This is a genomic window from Martinezella lusitana (genome assembly GCF_014207095.1).
Classification (GTDB): Bacteria; Pseudomonadota; Alphaproteobacteria; order Rhizobiales; family Rhizobiaceae; genus Rhizobium; species Rhizobium lusitanum_B.
In genome coordinates, this window is record NZ_JACHBG010000003.1 from 360682 (window position 1) to 382008 (window position 21327).

Here is a 21327-nt window from a genome sequence, read left to right on the forward strand (position 1 = left end):
CGGCTTTCCGAGCCGAGCCCCAAGCCTCTCCAATCCTATTCAATGTTCTGGCGATCATGCCATCCCAGTGCTGCCAGTTCATGACATCGGGAATGGAGCGATCGTCGGCTCCTGCTATGGAAGCGGCACGTCGGCAAGAACGACGATCCGGGGGAAAAGGCAGAACGAAAACCGCACCTTGCGGCCGCTCGTGGTGACCGCATTGCGGGCCTTGAGGTCGACGGCGATATGCTCATAGCCGAGAACGATGCGATCAAGCGGATAGCTGGCTTTGTAGACGGCCTCCTTGACACTGAACAGCAGGCGAGACGCAAGGCGCTCATCGACGCCGACAAGGGCGTCATCAGCGGTCTGCACGATCGCGGCGACCTCCTCGGGCAGGGGTTCTGCGGGCTCGACATCGATCCCAAGCGAGAGAACCTCGGTCCTTCGCCCCACTGCAGCGACGGCAATCACGTCGTCATGGGCGAGGGAGCCGACGAAACCGGGCGGCCAGAGGGGCGCGCCCGAAGTCGCGCGCTTGATGACGGCGTTCTCGATCCCCTCTTGCGCCAGCAATTGTCGGGCAATCACGCGTGCAGCGCCGCTCGCACGTCGCGCTTCAAGTTGGCGCGACAGGATGCTGCGCGACTCCTCCGGCAGCAGCAGATTTTCATCGCCGTTTCGGATCGAACGGCAACCGATGCTGACGCCAGATGGTGCCAGCTTCGTCAGTTCTACGAGCAGCGCCACTTCCGCCGCGCGGAGGGGCGCTTCGCCGCTCATGCGTCGGCGACCGGCCTGACGAAGGAATGCAGCTTGGCAGGGTTGCCGCGCCAGATCGAGTACGGCTCGAGGATTTCGCCCTTCATGACGAAGCAGTCGACATCGGCGATCGAGCCGTCACCCATGGTCACGCCATAGTGGATGAAGGCGGCGGGGCTGAGCGTGCAGCCGTTGCCGATGCGGATGTAGTCCGACTTGAAGGCGCCTTCCTCCAAGGAATGCGCCTGGATGACGCAGCCTTCGTTGAGCGTCGCATCGTCGCCGATTTCCACCAGCGAGCGTTCCGTCAGGTTTGAGCCGCCGTCATAGACGCGCCGGCCGACCTTGACGCCGAGCGCGCGCAGGATCATCGGGCGGAAAGGCGTGCCGGCAAACAGGCGCACGATCGGGGAATCGGCCAGCTTCCAATGGCGCTCGTGCCGCCAGAAGGTGATGTCATAGATGGTCGTCATCTGCGGCCGAAGGCGACGGAAGCCAAGGCTCGCCCATTCCACAAAAATATAGAAGGGTATCGTCAGGCTCGCCGTCAGCACGACTGCGACGAAGAGCGCCGTCTGTGCCCATTCCGTATAGTAATTCAGCGCCCGGTCCCAGATCGTCAGCGTCACAAACAGCGCTACCCACTGGGTGGCGACGAACATCAGCGCGGTCGCGAAATTGTGGCGATTCTTGTGGGGCAGACGAGCGCGGCGATCCTCGTCACTGACCCCCTGGATCAGTTCCATATCGCGCTTGACCATACGCGGAATCTCGAAGGGCGGGGAGCCGAGCAGGCCGACATTTTCGCGCAGCACGCCGTCGACGGGCACCATGACCTTCGTGCCGAGCAGGCAGTTCTCGCCGGTCTTGCCATCCGGCGGATAGAAGATATTGTTGCCGAAATAGTTGCGTTCGCCGACCTTGGTGTGTTCCAGCCGGAACGTGGAGGCCGATTTGTGGATGTTGATCATGTAGAGGCCGTCCGACACCATCGTGCCGCTACCGATCTCGCACATCAACGGATTGTCCTGCTGCTGGTTGCTGCCGAAGTTCGAGCCTGTCTGCACGACTTCATTGAGATTCCAGCCGAGCGCCCGGATATAGTGGACGACAGCCGAACTGTCGCCGAACAGCAAGTTGACGAGGCGTATGTTGGTGCACACTTCGACGATCGACTGCAGCCAGAAATGGAAGCCATAGAGCCTGTAGGTGCGTCCGGGCTTAAGGACGAGGCTGAACAGACGCGGCACAGCCAGCGCGGCTATGATTGCCAGCGCGATGGCGCCGAAGAGCGTGATGGTCGTGCCGATGGCGACGATACCGATCGTTTCCTGGTAGTCGTCGCTGACATTCTGCCAATAGGTCTGGAACAGCAACGGAAATGGCGTGACGAGCGCGAACATGGTGATGAGCTGCACGGTATCGTAGAGAATACGACGCGTTCTCGAAAGCGTGACGCCATGAACCTTGCAATAGTCCGCCGAGGTCGAGACCGCGGGCGAGCCGTGCCAGTGGTCGTCGTCGGGAATATGCTGGCCGCGCCGCAGCGACGAGGCGTGACCGAGCTGGGCACGATCACCGATCGACGTGTCGATATCGATGACGCAGCCGAGGCCGACGAAAGCATCGCGGCCGATGGCGATCGAACCGGTGTGGATATAGCCGGCTTGGGCGTGGTAGCCGAGAAGCGTCGATTCCTTGCGCAGGATCGAGTTCTCGCCGACCGAGATCAGGTCGGTGCAAACCGGAATGGTGCGGCATTCGATGGTGGTGTTGCGGCCCAGCCGCGCGCCGAGCATACGCAGATAGAGGCTGTAGAGCGGGCTGCCGCGGAACAGCACCACCGGTGCCGTGCGGATAAGCGTCTGTACCACCCAGAAGCGATAATAGCGCAAGCCCCAGATCGGGAAGCTCTCCGCCTTCCAGCGCCCGATCAGCAGCCATTTCATGAGCACGGCAAAGCCGGACATGCCGAAGAAGACGGCAGCCGATAGGATCGCGCAGCGCAGATAGAGTTGCACCGGATCGTCGAGCATCTCGTAGACCCAGTTGAGACCGTAATTCAGCAGCCAAAGGCTGAAATAGCTGTAGAGGCCATAGAAGGCGAGCTGCCCTATGCCGCAGGTCCAATAGGCGAAGTTCGAGGCGCGATGCGTGAGGCATGTCTCTTCGACGGCCACCACTTCTTCCTCGGGCCCGTGCAGATGCTGCGCGAGGGCCGCGACAGTTGGATGCATATAGATGTCGCGCATCGAGGTGGTTGCCCACTCCTTGCGCGTGCGCAATTTGGCGCAGAAGCGGGCCATCAGCAGCGAATTGGCGCCGAGATCGTCGAAGAAGTGATCTTCGACATAGATGTCGTCTATCTTCAGAACTTCTCGAAGCGCGTCCGTCATGAAACGCTGGTCGTCGGTTGACGGCAGAATTTCATTGCGTTCCGTGCCGAGCCTCAGGCTGGCGGGCTTCGGAAGCTTGCGCGTGTCCACCTTGTCGGAAACCGTCATCGGCAGCGCCGGCAACTCTTCCAGGAACGAAGGGACCATATAGTCGGGCAGGCGGCGGCGCAGTTCCCTGGCAAGATCGCCGCGGGCGATCGCATCGGCGCCGATCTTCAGCGCATAGTAGCCGACGAGCTCAACGCGACCGGGCTCGATCTCCCACGTGGTGACTGCGGCCTGGGCAATGCCGGGCTGGTCGAGCAGAACCGCCTCGATCTCGCCGAGCTCGATGCGGTAGCCGCGGATCTTGACCTGCGTGTCGATGCGGCCGTGATATTCGATTTCCCCGTCGCTGTTGATACGGCCGAGATCACCGGTGCGGTAGATCCGCTGCGAGGGATTGTTGGGCAGGCCGACGAAGTCAGGGATGAATTTCTGTTCGGTCAGATCGGGGCGGTTGAGATAGCCGACGGCAAGGCCGATGCCGGCGATGCCGATCTCGCCGAGTTCACCTGGTTCCGAAAGCTTTGGCGACTGCGCGTCGAGAATGACGATGGAGTAGGTCGGCAATGGCGCGCCGATGGTCACCGGGCGCTCCGGCGTCAGGTATCCCATGGTCGCAGTAACGGTTGCTTCCGTCGGGCCATAGGTGTTGAGGATCTGCCGCCCTTCTTTCGACCAGCGCGTCACGAGATTGTGCGGACAGGCCTCACCACCCACGAGGATGGCGCGGAGCGTCGGCACGTCGCTTTCGATCGAAGACAGCAGCGTTGGCGAACAGGCCATGCAGGTGATGGCATTTGCGCGCAGGAAATCTCCCAGCTCCTCGCCAACCAGGGTCATGCGACCAGGCGCAGGCACCACGGTAGCGCCTGCGGCGAAAGGTACCCATATCTCCTCGGTCGAGAAGTCGAAGGCGATGGTCATGCCCTGATAGACACGGTCACCCGGACGGTAGCCATAGGCCTCTGCGGCGATGCGCACGAAGTTGCAGATGCTCTGGTGGCGTACGGCAACGCCCTTCGGCCGGCCGGTCGTACCCGAGGTATAGAGGATATAGCAGGTTTCGTCGTCCGTCGCTGCCACGTCCGGTAACGTGTCGGCATATCCGGCGATCTCGGAATAGTTCCCGTCGATGACGACGTGCGGCACGGAAAGTCCCGCCGCGCGCGTTGCATAGTCGGGAACGGTGATGACGAGGCTGACGCCTGCATCCTCGACGATCAGCGCCATGCGCTCTTCCGGGAAGGCGGGCGCAAGCGGCACGAAGGCGGCGCCGGCCTTCATTACGGCCAGGATGGTAATATAGGTCTCGGCGGAACGATCGAGAAGCAGCGCCACGCGGTCGCCCGGCTTGACGCCACGTTCGATGATCAGTCGAGCGAAACGGTTGGCTTGAGCGTCCATTTCCCGATAGGTCCAGACGCGGCCATTGTCGATGACGGCAGGAGAAGGGCCATGGACATCGACCAGCATTTCGAAGACGCGGGAGAGCCGCTCGTCGGGGCGGCCTTTAAGGATTGAATCGGGGCCGCGCAGGATCTGCGGCGCGCGGCCTTTCCCGACTATTTCAATAACGTCCTGAGCCTGGCCGTGCATTTCGGTCCCTGATTCACTGATTTCCAAAATTGCGTCTGCTTGCCGTTTTCGGCGGTGCCAAAGGCAGCTGCAGTTGCCGCGCAGGCGGCTTACGAGCTACCCAGGCAAAAGGAAAGTGGATTTTGCGGCATATTAAAAAAAAGTAACCTTTTGTGCCGTGTAGTGGCGCGAACGCTTCGGGCAGGCGCGCAGGACCGGCTCTTTGCGGCCATCGCGTGGGTATAAATCTACCGCTGAGGACCATGTCGCTCATCGTTCAGGTTCCCGGATCCTAGTGCCCGCGACGATACTTTCCCCACCGCAACCTAACTTAGATTGGGATCGTGCAGGCACCCGATACAATCTGGCGTTTTCGGCCCATCGTCAAGCAAAACGAGAACGCGATCGCTTTTCCGACGCGCGCTACGCAAAATGTTTGGATTTTGCAATCCCATCGGGAACTACCAGGCGGCAAAGCCCTCGGTGATCGAATCCGGGACGAGTCCATTGGAGATGTCGGCAAAAGCCTGATCGAGGATATTGATCGCCCGGTCGATTTCGTCTTCGGTAATCGTCAGCGGCGGCGTGATTTCGAGAACATTGCCGCTCATCCCGACGTAGTAGAGCACGAGCCCCAGCTCGTAGGCGCGATAGATGAGCTTTGCCGTTTCGCGCTTTACCGGAACGCGGCTTCCTCCCTGCTTAACGAGCTCGACGCCGCAGGCGAGCCCGCGGCCCCGAACATCACCGATGAGAGCGTGCTTGTCGGCAAGCTGCAACAATTTTCGGTGCAGGACTTGCCCCTTCTGCCCGGCCGCGTCGGAAAGGCCTTCTTTCTCGATCGTGTCGAGGACGGCAAGACCGGCCGCCGCGCAGATGGGATTTCCTTGCAGGGTCTGCATGGCAAAGGCGCTTGCACAGTCCAGGATCCTTTTTGGAGCGATCACCGCCGATAGCGGCAGACCTCCACCCAGACCTTTGCCAAGGACCAGAATGTCCGGAACGAAGCCCTCATGCTCGAAGCAATGCAGCTTGCCGCTGCGGCCGAGGCCGACCTTCACCTCGTCGCAGACAACGAGGATATCGTGTTCCCGGCATAGGGCTGCAAATTTTTGGAGGAAGCCCTCGGGCGGCACGATCACGCCGCCATCCGAGAGGATCGGTTCGATGAAGGCCGCAGCAAAGGATTTGGGCTCGGCCTCCCTCAGCTTCGCTCGGAAAAGCTTGAGAACCGCATCACCGCTCGGGTCGTCGCGGTAGGGGCGATAGGGATCAGGGTAAGGAAGCTGCAGCAAACCTTCTGCCTTTGCGGCTCCCGCCTGCACGGTATGGCCGGAAAATGCCATAGAGCCGATGGTGCAGCCGTGATAGGCACCGGTGAAGGAGACGAGGCCGGTGCGGCCGGTCGCCTCCATCACGGCCCGAGAGACTGCTTCGTTGGCGTCCGAACCGGAGTGGCCGAACCAAATCTTATGTGTGCCCTTGCCAGGAAAGGACGCCAGCAGCTTTTCGGCCAGCGCCACAGCCGGCTCGTTCGAAGCCGACAGAATGCTGGCGCCTGCGGGATTGGCAACTGCGCGGGAGACCGCTTCGACAATCGCAGGGTGACCGTAACCAAGACTTGCTGCGCCCCATGCTCCGGAAAAATCGATGAGTTCCCGACCGCTTTCCTCGATCAGCGTCGCGCCTTTGCCGCCCGCGACAGCGAGAGGAAAAAAGCGTAGCTTCTGCAAGGAGCCGATGGCCTTGCCATCGCGCTCGTAGAGCGCTTCCGTCATTCCGGGCACTCCTCCAGCGCGGTTTCAAGGCAGCGGGTGAGGCAGGCTCCCCAATGATTTACGCCGGCGAGCGTGTCGATCAGATCGTGGCGCACTTCGATCAAAGCTCCGGGGAGCCCCCGCCCATCCGCATGCACCGGCACCGTGTAGTCTTCGTCCGGATGAATGTTATAGGGCTCATTGTCGCCGATGGTGAGATCGGGATCCGCGCTCAGCGAGCGGATCAGCGACCGGGCGAAGGCTTCGGCATCCCGATAGAGGATACCAGCCTGCCAGGGGCGCGTGTTGCCGAAGTAGACCGGCGTGAAGCTGTGGATGCCGACGACCAGGGTGCGCCTGCCTTCGGCCTGCCTCAGATCCAGCCGCCTGGAAATCGCATCGGCGAAGGGCTTGAACAGGCTGTCGACGCGATTTGCCTTCTCGGCGTCGCTCAGATCGAGATTGCCCGGCACCATGGTGGTCTCGCTGACCTCCGGAATGGCGGTGGGTGCGCCCAGGGGGCGATTGCAATCGATCACAAGGCGCGAGTAGTTGGCCATGAACAGGGGGGCGTCGAGTCTCCGGCTCAAATATTGAGCAAGAGCTGAGACGCCGATGTCCCAGGCAATATGACGCCGGCGCTCGCTTTCCGGCAGGCCGAGGTCACCGAGCGCCCGGGGGATGCGATTGGATGCGTGTTCGCACAAAAGCAGGTAGGGCGAGCGGCCGTCAGGGTTGACGACCGCATAAGGCGGCGGCTCGTCGATCGCAAGCAATGGCAGCTGCGGGTCGTGTCGCCACCGGTTTTCCGGGCGTTTGATGGCTGTGGTCGAAGTCATGATCCATCCATCAATATACGGAGGCGTAACGGGCGCAGAGCACTTCGGGAGAAAGGTCTGCGACGATCTCGATCTCCTTGCGCTTCATGGCAAAGTAGCAATCGAGGAAGTCCTTGGAGAACCAGCCTGTCACGGTTTTGTCCGCGGCAAGCGTGTCGAGGGCCTCGGAAAGGCTCGACGGCAGGCGGTGAACACCAAGTTTTACCTGTTCTTCCGCCGAGAAGTTCGAAGGGTCCGAATTGATCAATGGCGGCTGCTCGAGCCCCGCCCTTATGCCCTCGAGGCCGGCCTTGAGGACGACGGCCAGGGATAGGTGCGGACTGGCGCAGGCGTCTGCGGCGCGATACTCCATGTTGAATTGCCTGGCCGGATCGCTTCCCGGCAGGTCCAGTGTCGGGCAGATGCGCAGGGTGGCCTCGCGGTTCTTTTCGCCGAGGCAGGTAAAGGCGGCGCTCCAGTGATGCGGCACGAGGCGCATATAGGAGAGCACTGAGGGCGCCGTAAATGCCGCAAGTGCCGGCAGATGCTTGATGACGCCGGCGGCAAACGAGCCGGCCACCTTGGAAAGCCGGCCAGGTCGTGACGCATCGAAAGTGACAGGCTTGCCCTCAAGGTCGGTGAAGCTCACATGCAGGTGCACGCCGTTGCCGACGCCGTTCGGGTCGGTTTTCGGCGCGAAGCTCGCATTCCAGCCGAAGAGCGCTGCCACTTCCTTGGTGACGGCGCGAATGGTCGCGCCCCTGTCGGCGGCGGCGAGCGCGGGTGCAGGGCGGCAGGTGATTTCGAATTGATCCTTGCCATATTCCGGCAGGAACATTTCCGGCTCCGCGCCGGCTTCCTTCAGCGCTGTCATCAGCAGCGGGCCGAAGGGTTCGGCGCGGCGCTGCGCGCGCAGACCGAAGGAGGGAGCGGCCGGCCAGTCGACGCCAAGAAGCTGGAACTCCTGTTCGACTGCCGCGACGACCTTGAGCCCCGCCTCGCGTTCGAATTCCGAAATCGTTGCCTTGAGGAAACTGCGCACGCAGCATTCCCAGGGCTCGCCCTTCAGATTGGTGATATCGGAGTGATAAAAATGCAACGGTGTGACGTCGGGCAGGCAGGTGACGCGCGCCTTGCTGTCGGGATCCGCTATCAGCCTGAGGTCGCCGGATGAGCCCCATGGGTTGGGATCGGCAATCAGGTCGAATGGCGTCAGTGCCAGGTTGGCGGGCACCCAGCCGACCCCTTTGCGCAGGTAGCTGTCGATTTCGGATGCGGCGAAGCTGCGGCCTCTTGTGATGCCGGCGATATCGGTTGTGACGAAGGTGGCAAGCTCCATCAGGTCGGAGGTTGCCTTGCCGTTGCTGTTGTCGCTCATGAGTTCCCCTTGTTTCGTGTCTGCCTATGGAGCTGCGCCGGCGGAGATCACGCTGCGGCGAGGCCTTTCAGGCGGTCGACAACGGTTTCGGTATCTGTGGTCCAGCAATAGCCGGAATAGGCGCGAAGAGCGCCTTCATGGCGTTCCTGGCTGTAGGTGGCGCAGGCATCCGCGACCACGGTCACCAGATAGCCGCGGTCGGCAGCATCGCGCACGGCCATGTCGACGCACTGATCTGTCACGACGCCGGCAATGATAAGATAGCGGGTGTTGAGGTTGCGCAGCACGTAGTCGATGTTGGTCGAATTGAAGACACCGGAGGATGTCTTCGGCAGGATGATCTCGTTGTCGATCGGCTTCAGTGCGTCGATTACCTGGCCTTCCGGCGAGCCCTTCGGTACGTGCATGTCGGAAAGCTTGTGATCGAGCGAACGGTCGCGGCCGTCGAGCGTCAGGCTCTCGATGATCGTATGCAGTACGTTGCAGCCGGCCGTGCGCGCTGCTTCGAGGATACGAACCTGGTTCGGGATCACCGTATCGCGCAGGCGACGGTGATAGTAGCTGTCGGCATCCTGTGGATGCGTCGGATCAAGGTTCGGCTCGCACCAGATGCGCTGCATATCGACAAAAAGCACGCTAGTCGTGCCGGGTTCGTAGGCGCTGTCGCGCCGCAGCAGATCCTTGCCGTACTGTACTTCAATCATGCCCATGTCTGTCCTCCAGAGGAAATCTCGTTTCGTCGTTGTCGCGGGATCTCACGTCCCGCTGCCGACTGCTGTGGTGTAGGCGTCTTCGGTAATGGCGTAGCTGCGGCGCAACTCTTCCATGCGTTCGATCCGCTGGCGGGATTGCGTTGCAAGCCGCGCGGTAAGGCCGGCAATCAAGGCTTCGGTCTGCGCGATAGCCGGGACCATCGTGTCGTAGGGCGACACCGTGTCGACGGTCGACGTCAGAGTGACGGAGGCGAACTGCCCAATGGGCGAGAGCCATCGATCGGTGAACAGCACGATCTTTGCACCCTGTTTTGCCGCCTGCCGGGCAAAACGGATCGTATCGTTCTGATAGCGCCGATAGTCGTAAACGAAGAGGACGTCGCGCTTGCCGAAGTCGACCAGGTGGTCGACCTGATCGGCCTGTGAACCGTTGATCCAGCGAGTGTCCGGACGTAGTTGCTTCATGTGGGACCAGAGAAGGCCGGCCATGAAGCCGCTGAAGCGGCCGCCGAGACAGTGAACCCTGAGATTGAGATCGGCGGCGGCATCGATTGCTGCCTCGAAATCGTCAGGCGGCAGCATATGCATCGAGGATTCCAGCGCGTGAACGCTGGCGCGCAAGAAATACTGATAGAAATTTTCCTGTTCGAGCGAGGGCTTGCGGGTGTCGAGCATGGACAGCGGCGAACTCATGCGTTCCTGCACTTCGTCGAGCAACGCGGCCTGGAATTCCGCATAGCCCTCATACCCCAGCTTGTTGGCGAAACGCACAACCGTCGGGTTGCTGACGTCGGCTGCCGTGGCGAGATTGGCCACGGTGTTGAGGGCCGCCGCCGGATAGTTCGACAGCAGCTGCCGGACGATCTTGAGTTCGGCGCGGGTAAAATCGATGCCCCCTTCGGTGAGGCGATCTCGAATGGTCACTTCCTATCTCCCCCTGCGATCGGCGTTGGTCCGCTGATCTTCATTTTGTTACATTATTGCTATCAGTCAACAGAAATTGAAACAAGATTGACATATTGATTTTCTCGACTAACGTTTGTTGCGGGAACGGCCCAAAAAACCTGGGTCTAAAAAATCGGGAGAATTCTGATGGTGCGCATAAGGCGTGGGACCGTCGCCGGGATCATTGCGACGGTGCTCCCTCTGGTCATTGCGACCCTCGTGGCGGCAGGCCTCTTTCCGGGAGGCGGCGAACGGCTGGTAACGCTGTTCCTGATCTACGTCGTCGCCGTGATTGGTACATCCGTCTATAGCGGCAATTCCGGTATCATCTCGTTCGGCAATACCGGCTTCATGGCGATAGGCGCCTATGCTGCCGGGCTACTGACCATCAGCCCGATCATACAGAAAACGGCCCTGCCGCATCTGCCGGTTTGGCTGACGGGATGGGGTCTACCGTTCATTCCAGCCCTTCTCGTCGCTCTCGTCGTCGTGGCGCTGGTGGCGATTGCGATTGGTATTCCAGTGGCGCGGCTTGCCGGATCGTCTGCCTCGATCTGCACGCTCGGCTTTCTGGTGATCGTCCATGTCGTGCTTGTCGCGTCGAGCGATTTCACCCGCGGCAGCCAGACCTTCTTCGGCATACCGCGTGCGGTAAATATCTGGATGGCGTTGCCCTTTGCGATCGTTGCCGTGGCGATTGCGCGCATCTACCGCGATTCAAGTGCGGGCATGAAGCTGCGCGCTTCGCGTGAAGACGAAATCGCCTCCACCGCTGTCGGCGTGAATGTGCGGCTGCATCGTTTCCTTGCCTGGGTTCTCGGCGCCGTTCTGTCCGGCGCGGCCGGGGTGCTGCTCGGTCATTTCATCGGTGCCTTCTCGCCGAAAGATTTCTACTTCAACCTGACCTTCCTGTTGCTCGCCATGTTGATCCTCGGCGGCATCACCACCGTTTCCGGTGCTGTCATCGGTACTGCGGTCATCATGGTGATCGTCGAATTGCTCAGGAAGCTCGAAGGCGGTGTCGATCTTGGCTTCTTTTCCTTGCCGACTGTCTTCGGCCTGACCGATATCGGCATTGGTTTGGCGATCCTGCTTGTGATGTATCGCCTGCAGGACGGTCTTCTCGGGGTGCGCGAGATCGACGAGCAGCTGCCGTTCTTAAAACGCCTGGCTGCCGGGAAGGCGCAGTCGTCTGCGAAGCCCGACACAACGGAAGCAGCCAGCATTGAAGGCGACGTGCTGCGGGTGGAAAATGTCGGCAAGCGGTTTTCCGGGCTCGTTGCGCTCGAGGATGCCAATTTCGAAGTTCGTCCGGGCCTCGTCACCGGCCTGATCGGCCCGAACGGCGCCGGCAAATCGACACTGATCAACAGCATCTCTGGCGTCGTGCCGCCATCGACCGGACGGGTGACCGTCGGCGGCGTCGATGTCGCCTCGCTGCCGGTTCATCGCGTGCCGATCGCCGGCCTTGCGCGTACCTTCCAGAATATCCGCCTCTTCAAGAACCTGACGGCGCTGGAAAATGTCACGGTTGCCGCAAGCGCTGTCGCGCGCGATGGCGCGGATCCCGTCGATCTTGCCCGCGATGCGCTTTTCGAGGTTGGCCTCGGCGACGTCGCCGACCAGCTGGCGGGGACACTCTCTTATGGTGCGCAGCGCCGTCTCGAAATCGCCCGCGCCCTGGCGCTGAAGCCCCGCTATCTGCTGCTCGACGAGCCGGCCGCCGGCATGAACCCTGCGGAGACGATGGAATTGATGGCTGTGCTGGACCGGATCCGCACGAAATATCGCCTCGGCCTCCTCGTGGTCGAGCACGACCTCAAGCTCATCATGCGCCTGTGCGATGTCGTCGTGGTCCTGAACAAGGGGCAGCAGATCGCCATCGGTACGCCAGCCGAGATCCAGTCGAATCCCGCTGTCATCGAGGCCTATATCGGCCGCCGCCGCTCAACGGCAAAGCACGAGCTACCCAAAGCCGAGGCACCTTTACTCAATCTCGATCCGCATACGAGCGGCAAGACAGCATAACAATCCAGAGGAGAATAATAATGAAGTCGACATTGAAGGTTCTTTTCCTGTCAAGCGCGCTTGGCGCCATGGCTGTTCCGGCTTTGGCAGACGATCTCGTGGTCGGCCTGGCTACGGCGCAGACCGGCACTCTCGCCCCTTACGACCAGCCGTCGCTCAAGGGTCTGCAGATGGCGGTTGACGAGATCAATGCGGCGGGCGGTATCGCGGGCAAGTTTCCGATCAAGCTCGTCGCCAAGGACACACGCTCGGATGCCGGGCAGACCGCTCTCGTTGCGCAGGAACTTGTCGATCAGGGCATCGGCATCCTGATCACGCCTTGCGATGCCGATCCTTCGATCGCAGCCGGCCAGATCACCCAGGCGGCACATATCCCAGCCTTCTCGTTCTGTGCGACGACACCGACCATGCCGCTGGCGGTCGGCGACTACATGTTCGGAAACTATCCCGCGGATAACGTGCAGGCCGCCGTTCTCGCCGGCTACGCCAAGGATAAGGGCTTCAAGAAGGCCTATATTCTGAAGTCTCCCGACACTGCCTATACGCTGAAACTGCCGGAATATTTCGCCACGAGCTTCAAGGCAAAGGGTGGCGAGCTGGTTGGCGAGGGCACTTTCGCCATGGGCCAGCAGGACTTCAGCGCCGAGGTGACGAAGATCAAGGCTCTGAACCCGGCACCCGACGTCATCATGACGGCTGCCTATGAGCCAGATTTCCCGGCCTTCATCCGTCAGCTGCGTGGTGCAGGCGTCAACACGCCGATCCTCGGCAGCGATGGAATCGATTCACCTACGACATTCGGCCTTGGCGCACTTGTCGACGGTGTCGTCTTCACCACCGCCGGCTTTGCTGTCGACGGCAGTCCGCTCGCCGCCTTCAACGCGAAATACAAGGCGAAGTTCGGACAGGACCCGGATACGGTCTACATCGCCAATGGCTATGATCTGGGCAAGGTCATCGAAGCGGCCGTTACCAAGGCCGGCAGCGTCGAGCCGACGGCAATCCGCGATGCGGTCGCCTCTCTCGAAGGCGTAAAGGGCGTGACCGGCGCTATTACCTATGTCGGCACCAAGGGAATGCCGCTGCGCTCGGTCTCGCTGGTCCGCATCGATGGCGGCAAGCGTTCGCTGGTGAGCCAGGGTGTTCCGAACGCCGCGGACGTTCCTTCCCCGTGATCTGGATGACGTGTCCTCGGAGTTTTGCCGGGGGCACGTCACCGAAACGAATTCGTTCAACGGCTCAGGCGCAGCGGCTGCGGCAAGGATTTGCCCGATGATGATGAGTAGAATTTCCGACCAGGACCCCTTGCTTGAAGTGAGCGGGCTGAAGGTTGCCTATGGCCCCGTCGAGGCTCTGAAGAGTGTCGATCTCCAGGTCCGTAAAGGGCAGATCGTAACCTTGCTTGGCGCAAACGGCGCCGGCAAGAGTTCGACCCTCAATGCGCTTGTTGGCCTCGCCGCCAAGAAGGCCGGCAAGGTGACATTCGGCGGCAAGGACATTTCCGCACTTCCGCCTGAGACGATCGTCCGTATGGGCATGACGCTGACGCCGGAAGGCCGACGCATCTTTCCAAGCCTCAGCGTCGACGAGCATCTTCTTCTCGGCGGCGCCATGCATAAGGGGCGAGGGGCCATCGATGCCGTGCGCGAAGACATGCTGTCGCGTTTCCCGATCCTGAAAGAGCGTTTGCATCAGAAGGCGGGCTCGCTGTCCGGCGGCGAGCAGCAGATGCTGGCCATTGCCCGCTCGATGATGTCTTCGCCTGATCTTCTGCTGCTGGACGAGCCGTCGCTCGGTCTTGCCCCGCAGATCGTCGACCAGATCTTCGAACTCATCTCGGGCCTGCGCGAGCGCGGGCTGACGATCCTGCTTGTGGAGCAGAACGTCTCTCTCTCGCTCGAGATCGCCGATGCCGGTTACGTGATGGCCAATGGCAGGATCGTACTATCGGGCTCTGCGGCCGACCTTCGCAATTCCACTGAAATCCAGGGCGCCTACCTGGGCGCCTGACCGGCAAAGGGACTTCATCTCATGGACATGTTTCTGCAGCAGCTGGTCAACGCGCTCAGCCTCGGCGGCACTTATGCGCTTCTGGCACTGGGTCTTGCCGTCGTCTTCTCGATCATGGGCCTGATCAACTTCGCCCATGGCGAGCTTATGACGGCAGCCGGGTATGGTCTCTGCTTTGCGTTGATCGTCGGCCTACCTTTCGGCGTGGCAATCATTGTGGCCCTGGCGGTCGCGATCGTGCTTGTGCTCCTCATGGAGCGCGCAGCCTTTCGGCCGGTTCGCGGGGCGAGCGGCACCACCCTGCTTCTGACCAGCTTTGCGGTCAGCGCCATCCTGCGCGTGCTCTTCCAGAATTTCGTTTCGGCTCGCCCGAAGCCGGTTCCGATGCCGATGAGCCTTTCCGGTACGATCGAGATTGCCGGGCTGCATATCGGTATCATCCAGGGCATTTCGATCCTGGTGACCTTCATCATGTTGGCGGGGCTGAACCTTTTCTTGCGGACCACTGTGCTTGGCCGGGCCATGCGCGCGGCCTCTGAGGATTTCGCCATCGTGCGGCTCATGGGTATCCGCGCCAATGCGGTCGTCGCCACTGCCTTTGCGATTTCGGGTCTTCTGGCCGGCGTTGCCGGCATTCTCTGGGTGGCGCAGCGCGGCAGCGTCGATCCGCTGATGGGCTTCCTGCCGGTGCTCAAGGCCTTCATCGCCGCGATCATCGGCGGCCTTGGCAGCCTTTCGGGTGCTGTTGCAGGTGGCTTCCTACTCGGTTTTATCGAGGTGTTTCTCCAGGCCTATCTGCCCGATAGTCTGCTGAGTTATCGCGATGCTCTCACCATCCTGCTCGTGATCGCGGTTCTGCTGTTCGCGCCGCAGGGGCTGCTTGCCCGCAAGACGATTGTGAAGCTCTGATCGAAAGATCGGAGCTTCGCTTCGCCGATAGGCCGCTCCGCGCGCCGTCGAAGGCGGTGCGCCGCCAACCTCGTGTTCTTCTTCCTCAGCCGATGAGGCGCATACCTTACGAACGGCTGAGGTCCCTATTCACGGAGTCGCCGGCAATGCGTCAAAGAATAGGTGGATTTCGGCAATTCTGCCATCGGTCGCGATAACGACATCCGTGCCAGCATATGCCGGCGGCGCGCCGGGCGGGCCGGAAACCCATTGGACGCGCCCGGATCGCCCGTGAAGAACTTCGGGGGCTCGCAAGACTGTGTACTGAAAGTCCGGATGCATGGCACGGATCACGCCGGCAATGCGCACAATCTCGTCGCGTCCGCGCGTGACGCCGTTTGGTTCGTAGAATACGGCATCTCCCGTGAAGATTTCTTGTGCCGCCGCACGACGACGGGCGTCGTCACCTTCGCCGAAAATCTCGTGGAGATTGCGGGTAAGCAGAGTGGCGATATCATAGGACATGGTTTTTCTCCAATGAAAGAATGGGCGGTCAGATCTGCGCGTGGCCGCCATCGACGAAGAGTTCGATGCCGTTGATGAAGCTTGCGTCTTCGGAGGCCAAGAAGAGCACTGCCTTGGCAATTTCTTCGGGCTTACCGATGCGGCCGATGGGGATTTGCCCGGCGAGATAGTTCTTCGTCCCCTCAGCCTGATCGCCGCCGCCGAAGAGTTCATTGAGGCCCGCGGTTTCTGTGACGCCGGGGCTGATCGCATTGACCCGGATGCGGCGGTCTTTCAGGTCGAGGATCCAGTTGCGGGCGAAGCTGCGGATCGCTGCCTTGGTCGCGGAATAAACGCTGAACGCCGGAGTGCCGGAGATGCTTGTTGTCGAGGAGGTAAGGATGATTGATGCGCCGTCGCGTAACAACGGCAGCGCCTTCTGAACGGTGAACAGGGTTCCCTTCACGTTGGTGTCGAAGGTCTTCTGATAGTGGTCTTCCGAGATTGCCCCGAGCGGAGCGAATTCGCCGCCCCCCGCATTGGCAAAAACAATGTCGATGCTGGAATGCTTCTGCTGTACGGCGTCGTAGAGGCGATCGATATCGGCGAGACGACTCATGTCGCCCTGTATGCCGGTGATGCGGCCGCCGATTTCCCGGACGGCGGCGTCTAGCGTTTCCTTACGGCGACCGGTGATGAAAACCGAGGCGCCTTCGGCAGAAAAAGCTTTCGCGGTGGCGAGACCGATGCCGCTCGTACCGCCCGATATCACCACAACTTTGTTTACGAACCTGTTTGTCATTGCGTTTCTCCTTTGTAGCGGCGTGTTCGGCCGTCGAAAAAGAGCATGCCAGTAGAACGATGATGCAAACAGCCGGCAATCATGATACTTAGCGTTCTGAAAAAGGAACGATGATGCGGGCTGACTTGAATGATCTGGCTTACTTTGCCGAAGTGGTTGCGCATGGCGGCTTTGCCGCGGCGGGCCGCGCGCTGCGCGAGCCAAAATCGAAGCTGAGCCGCCGCGTCGCCGCGCTGGAGGCGCGGCTTGGCGTCCGTCTGATCGAGCGATCGAGCCGCCGTTTCAGGGTGACGGACATCGGTCAAAGTTTCTATGAGCGCTGCAAGGCCATGCAGATGGAGGCAGATCGTGCGGAAGCACTGGTGGCCGAGGCGCAATCGGAGCCGTACGGCGTCGTGCGTATGAGTTGCCCAACGGGGCTCATCGAGGCGATCTCAACGCTTGTCGCACAGTTTCTGGATCGTTATCCCAAGGTTCGCCTGCAACTTGTAGCTATCGATCGGCCGGTCGATCTCATCGAAGAACGGATCGACGTAGCGTTGCGTGTTCGGACCTCGCTCGACAGCGATGCATCGCTCACCATGCGTTCGCTCGGAGAATCCATTCGTATTCTCGTGGCCACGCCGCAGCTTGCCAGCAGGATCGCCGATGTCGAGGATCTCGGGCGTTTTCCGACGCTGGCGACCAGCGACGATCACGCGGATATCGATTGGCATCTGGCGACGGATGACGGCCGCGCACATGTTCTTCGCCATGCGCCGCGGGTTGGCTGTGCCGATTTTTCGGCGGTGCGGTCCGCGGCGGTCGCAGGGCTGGGTGTCGCGCTCCTCCCGGACCACACATGCCGGCAGGCGCTTGAGGCAGGTTCGTTGGTCCGGGTGCTACCTGCATGGAGGGGAATGCGGGGCCAGGTGCATCTGGTCTTCACCACGCGACGCGGCCTTCCCCCTGCCGTTCGAAAGTTCATCGACTGCCTCGCCGCCGGATTTCCGCGCGATGCCTTGACGCGGTAGATCTTCGTCATCCTCTTTGAAACTCGCTGGTGGCGCTGATTGGAGGATTTCGCCGCCTCCGACATACCTCTGAAGGTACATTAGTCTGACCAGCGTCCTTCATCGCCGGGCAGAGTGGTACAGTATAGGCAGCCTTGATCGAAAGTGATTGTCGAGGCCCGTCCATGCTTGTAGCCGCGAAGTTTTTGGCTTGGGCTAGGGCAATCGCTTACTGGAGTTTGAACATCAACCGAGTGGAAGCACCCATAATGAGGATCTGTCGGCCCCCGTTGAACGCTCAGCAGTCGTAAGTTGAGCGCTTCCGCTTTTCCCTTGAATCGCAGAAGCGCTCCGCATCCTGATTTCTTGTGCATTGCGGATGGAGGGCCGTTACGCACTCTTCCCGGAAACGCTTTAGGCTGCGCGTGTGCTCCGATTTGCGATACGGTGATCCCGGCCGGTATCGGCAGCCGTCACGAACTTCTCCAGCATCGACGACAGGCCTTGAGCCTCCTGAACGAGACATGTGGCAGAAGCCGTCATCTCTTCAACCATTGCTGCGTTGCTTTGCGTGGCCTGGTCCATGATGTTGACCGCGGTGTTGACCTGCTGCAGCCCGCTGGATTGTTCCTTGGCGGCCATCGCGATGGCATCCATGTGGTCATGGATAGATTGGACGAGTTCGGAAATTGCGCCCAGGCCTTCACCGGTCGCGCCAACGAGCTTTACGCCATCCACCACCCGCTCGCGCGAGGCGTTGATCAGCGTCTTGATCTCCTTGGCGGCGGTTGCGGCGCGCTGCGCCAGCTCGCGAACCTCATGGGCAACGACTGCGAAGCCTCTGCCTGCATCGCCCGCCCGCGCCGCTTCCACGCCGGCATTGAGGGCGAGGAGGTTGGTCTGAAAGGCGATCTCGTCGATGACGGCGATGATCTGGCCGATCTGCTGCGACGAGGTTTCGATGCCCTGCATTGCCCGGATCGCATCTTCAGCCACCGTGCTGAATTTACGGGCATTGCCGCGGGTCTCGCTGACGAGGTCGCGAACCTCGCCGGTGCGCTGCGAGGTGGCGCGGACATTGGCGCTGATTTCCTCCAGTGCGGCTGCTGTCTCCTCCAGCGAGGCGGCCTGTGCCTCGGTGCGCTTGGCAAGATTGTCGGAAGCGGCGGAAATCTCGCTGCTGCCACTATGCACGACTTTCACCGCTTGGCCCACGGTCGACAACGCTGTCCGCAACTGACGAACGGAACCATTGAAATCGTGGCGCAGCGGCTCGAATTGCGGAGCAAATCTATCGGAGATTTCGCATAGGAGATCGCCGGAGGCGAGACGATTGAGGCCGGCGGCGAGCGAGCCCGTTGCCGCCTGCAGGCGGCTTTCCGCTTGTTCGGCGGCCTCGCGCTCGATGCGCTGGCGCTCCATGTCGGCGTTGCGGCGGCTTTCCTCTGCCTCCGTTTCCAATGCTGCATTGCGCTTCGCGGCGTCACGGAAGACATCGACGCAACGAGCCATCTCCCCGACGAGATCGCGGCGCTGCACGAAGGGAACCGATTCTGCCGTTTCGCCCTGCGCAAGGCGCATCATGCGATGGCAGATGGAGCGCACCATCTTCGAAACGACGCGAGCGGTCGACAGGCAAAGGGCCATCGCGGCGAGGAAGATGCCTATTGAAAGCATCAATACGGATTCCAGCTGCCACTTGAGATGGGCGATCCGTTCGCTGGTCAGGCGTTCGAGAAGAGCCGAGGTCTCGTCGACAACGGTGTTCACAATATCTGTCTGCGCATTGGTGGCCGAAAGCCATTCAGCGACTGCCCTGGCATCCGCCGTCACGGTCTCGTTCCTGTACATGGCCTGCATCGTCTTTTCCAGGAAGAGACCTTGCGGGCCAGCATGGAAGGCGGAGAGTTTTTCCACCTGGGTCCGTGGAAGAAATTCTTCGATCTTCTGGCTGTAGGTGTCGCGCAAGTTGCGCGCATGCAGCAGGAAGGCAAGGTCATCCTGTGTCAACGGCGTTCCGCCGAGGAACTGCTTGCCAAAATTGATCTCGATCTGACCGGCGTCGCCCACCTGCAACAGGGCGTGATAGCCGTCGATCAGCCGGGCAAGCCCAAGGTCGTCGATGGTCGCGGCGGAGCGGCGCACGAGGTCGAGCCCGGCGGCGGAGGCTGGCTGCAACACGGTCAGCGCCTCGCTGCTGTCCACTTCACCGTTCGCGTCCACGTGACGGCGGTATTCCGGAAGTCCCGCCAATTTCGAGCGGATGATCCCGATGTCGTTTTCGATCGTCTTGTCGGTGTTGCCTGCGGATCTCCAAGCTCCGAAAGCCGCAAGAAGGCTGCCAAGCGCCTCATCCGTCACGGCCCGCTGGCGCGCTCGCGTTTCTGGCGTCGAAAAATCTTCGGCCGGCAGTGCCTGCGCAATCTTGCGGCCGGCTTCCGCCAGATGCTGCACCACCGTCTGGCGCTCGATGACGGAGTATTTGTCATAGGCCTGCGACACGACCTGCATGCCCAGCCAAAGGAAGGCGAGAAGCGGCGCGGCGGCGATGAGGTAAAGGAGTTGTTGCAACGAGAACTTGGACATTCCGAACCACTTTCTGCTTACTACCTATTGGAGAATAATGTATCGATAGAAGAACATCCTTAATTGTGCGTTATCGAAAGTAACAATTGGCTAATATGGTATTGTGATAACATTTAGATCGTCACAATCCATCGCGAACCATTGCATTTGGCAGGAAATTGCATTTGCTGCACTCTGGCGAAGACGATCTATCTTCATCGGTGACCGATGGTGCCGCTTTGGTCACCCCGATGTCTGAGCGCCAGTGACGCGAGATCGATGCTTCATCAGGAAAGACTTGGGCCAGGTCTTCAAGCCGGGCATAACCCGATGCGATGGTATTGGAGGGGCAGCATGTCGTCGGCGCGAGATAGACGCCTTCGCACTGGAATCAATCTCACAAAACTATTGGCCGATCCCGGGCAAGCCGTTGTGGAGAACTATGCTGGATTTGTCGCTGGACAGGAACAACACATCTCGTTGCTCCAGGAAGATAAGTGGGCTTTTATCGGGCTGAGGCTGGATAGCGAAGCCGACCGCCGGTCTGGCAGAGCATGTTATGCTGCCATGTCGACGAAGCCGTGGCAGCCAGAGCGGCCACGGCTTTGTCCGTTATTTCGGAAGCTGCGCGCCGGCCTGGTTCACAGCGTTCGCGATGGTTTCGCAGAACTGCTTTTCGGTCACGTTCTGCGCCTTCGCCGAGGCGGGGAGATCCTGACTTATGCCCATGGCGGAAATCTTGCCCTTTGCACCCTCTGCTTCTGCTGCATCGCCCTTCGCCGTGTCCGAAGGTGCGGGGATGAGGGCGACCATCTTTGTCTGGATCGCGATCGCTGAGCCATCTATATGGCCGCTGGTCTGGCAATATTTCAGGATGCCGAGCTGGTTGCGTGCGGAATTGTACGCCATTTCCATCTGGTCGCTTGTCGCCTGCGCAAATACCGGCGCGGCAAATCCAAGGGTTGCAATGCCGGTCAGAATGATCTTTCGCATATAAAACTCCTGATTGCTTCAATATGCGGGGATTTATCCTCGATCACCCCGAAGGCAAGGCACCCACGAACAAAAAAGTTCCGCTTTCAGCAACCTGTGCGTTTTTTTGAGGATACTCGGATCGGATCTTGGCGAGATCGGACACCCCACTGAGGTTGCATTGGCGTTCGCGAG

At 60.7% G+C, this 21327-nt stretch carries 16 protein-coding genes; 5 read left to right on the top strand and 11 right to left on the bottom strand.

What is annotated here, in order from left to right; all coding sequences use genetic code 11:
- Positions 1-114: 114 nt before the first annotated feature.
- The 7 genes from GGD46_RS09735 to GGD46_RS34395 form a co-directional block, all read right to left on the bottom strand.
- Positions 115-765 carry a 4'-phosphopantetheinyl transferase gene (locus GGD46_RS09735; protein WP_184703544.1) on the bottom strand — a complete coding sequence of 217 codons (651 nt, stop codon included), beginning with the start codon at positions 763-765 and terminating at the stop codon, positions 115-117.
- Positions 762-4781: a Pls/PosA family non-ribosomal peptide synthetase gene (locus GGD46_RS09740; protein WP_184703545.1), complete on the bottom strand. Its 4020-nt coding sequence runs from the start codon at positions 4779-4781 to the stop codon at positions 762-764. The genes GGD46_RS09735 and GGD46_RS09740 overlap by 4 nt, the downstream gene beginning before the upstream one ends.
- Positions 4782-5221: 440 nt before the next feature.
- Positions 5222-6538, bottom strand: a complete 1317-nt coding sequence (locus tag GGD46_RS09745; protein ID WP_184703546.1) for an aspartate aminotransferase family protein — start codon at positions 6536-6538, stop codon at positions 5222-5224.
- Complete coding sequence (locus GGD46_RS09750; RefSeq protein WP_184703547.1) at positions 6535-7356, bottom strand: N-formylglutamate amidohydrolase; 822 nt, start codon at positions 7354-7356, stop codon at positions 6535-6537. The genes GGD46_RS09745 and GGD46_RS09750 overlap by 4 nt, the downstream gene beginning before the upstream one ends.
- Positions 7357-7366: 10 nt before the next feature.
- On the bottom strand, positions 7367-8713 hold the full coding sequence (locus GGD46_RS09755) for a glutamine synthetase family protein (RefSeq protein WP_184703548.1): 1347 nt from the start codon (positions 8711-8713) through the stop codon (positions 7367-7369).
- A 47-nt stretch (positions 8714-8760) separates the two neighbouring features.
- Positions 8761-9423 carry an isochorismatase family cysteine hydrolase gene (locus GGD46_RS09760; protein WP_184703549.1) on the bottom strand — a complete coding sequence of 221 codons (663 nt, stop codon included), beginning with the start codon at positions 9421-9423 and terminating at the stop codon, positions 8761-8763.
- Between the two features lie 45 nt (positions 9424-9468).
- Entirely contained in the window at positions 9469-10350 is an 882-nt protein-coding gene (locus tag GGD46_RS34395; protein WP_184703550.1) for a MurR/RpiR family transcriptional regulator, read from the bottom strand.
- A gap of 168 nt (positions 10351-10518) precedes the next feature.
- Here GGD46_RS34395 and GGD46_RS09770 point away from each other — a divergent pair, with 168 nt between their 5' ends.
- From GGD46_RS09770 to GGD46_RS09785, 4 genes are all read left to right on the top strand, one after another.
- Positions 10519-12399 carry a branched-chain amino acid ABC transporter ATP-binding protein/permease gene (locus GGD46_RS09770; protein ID WP_184703551.1) on the top strand — a complete coding sequence of 627 codons (1881 nt, stop codon included), beginning with the start codon at positions 10519-10521 and terminating at the stop codon, positions 12397-12399.
- 20 nt (positions 12400-12419) lie between these two features.
- Entirely contained in the window at positions 12420-13574 is a 1155-nt protein-coding gene (locus GGD46_RS09775; protein WP_184703552.1) for an ABC transporter substrate-binding protein, read from the top strand.
- Positions 13575-13671: 97 nt separating this feature from the next.
- On the top strand, positions 13672-14409 hold the full coding sequence (locus tag GGD46_RS09780) for an ABC transporter ATP-binding protein (protein WP_246806253.1): 738 nt from the start codon (positions 13672-13674) through the stop codon (positions 14407-14409).
- Between the two features lie 21 nt (positions 14410-14430).
- Entirely contained in the window at positions 14431-15318 is an 888-nt protein-coding gene (locus GGD46_RS09785) for a branched-chain amino acid ABC transporter permease (RefSeq protein ID WP_184703553.1), read from the top strand.
- A 129-nt stretch (positions 15319-15447) separates the two neighbouring features.
- Here the strand turns inward: GGD46_RS09785 and GGD46_RS09790 are convergent, their stop codons facing one another.
- Complete coding sequence (locus GGD46_RS09790; protein WP_184703554.1) at positions 15448-15822, bottom strand: nuclear transport factor 2 family protein; 375 nt, start codon at positions 15820-15822, stop codon at positions 15448-15450.
- Between the two features lie 28 nt (positions 15823-15850).
- On the bottom strand, positions 15851-16603 hold the full coding sequence (locus GGD46_RS09795; protein WP_184703555.1) for an SDR family NAD(P)-dependent oxidoreductase: 753 nt from the start codon (positions 16601-16603) through the stop codon (positions 15851-15853).
- Between the two features lie 110 nt (positions 16604-16713).
- Here GGD46_RS09795 and GGD46_RS09800 point away from each other — a divergent pair, with 110 nt between their 5' ends.
- Positions 16714-17616 carry a LysR family transcriptional regulator gene (locus tag GGD46_RS09800; RefSeq protein WP_246806254.1) on the top strand — a complete coding sequence of 301 codons (903 nt, stop codon included), beginning with the start codon at positions 16714-16716 and terminating at the stop codon, positions 17614-17616.
- 393 nt (positions 17617-18009) lie between these two features.
- Here the strand turns inward: GGD46_RS09800 and GGD46_RS09805 are convergent, their stop codons facing one another.
- Positions 18010-20181 (bottom strand): methyl-accepting chemotaxis protein, encoded by a 2172-nt coding sequence (locus tag GGD46_RS09805; RefSeq protein WP_246806255.1) that lies wholly within the window; start codon positions 20179-20181, stop codon positions 18010-18012.
- 591 nt (positions 20182-20772) lie between these two features.
- Positions 20773-21153: a pore-forming ESAT-6 family protein gene (locus GGD46_RS09810; protein ID WP_184703556.1), complete on the bottom strand. Its 381-nt coding sequence runs from the start codon at positions 21151-21153 to the stop codon at positions 20773-20775.
- Positions 21154-21327: the final 174 nt, after the last annotated feature.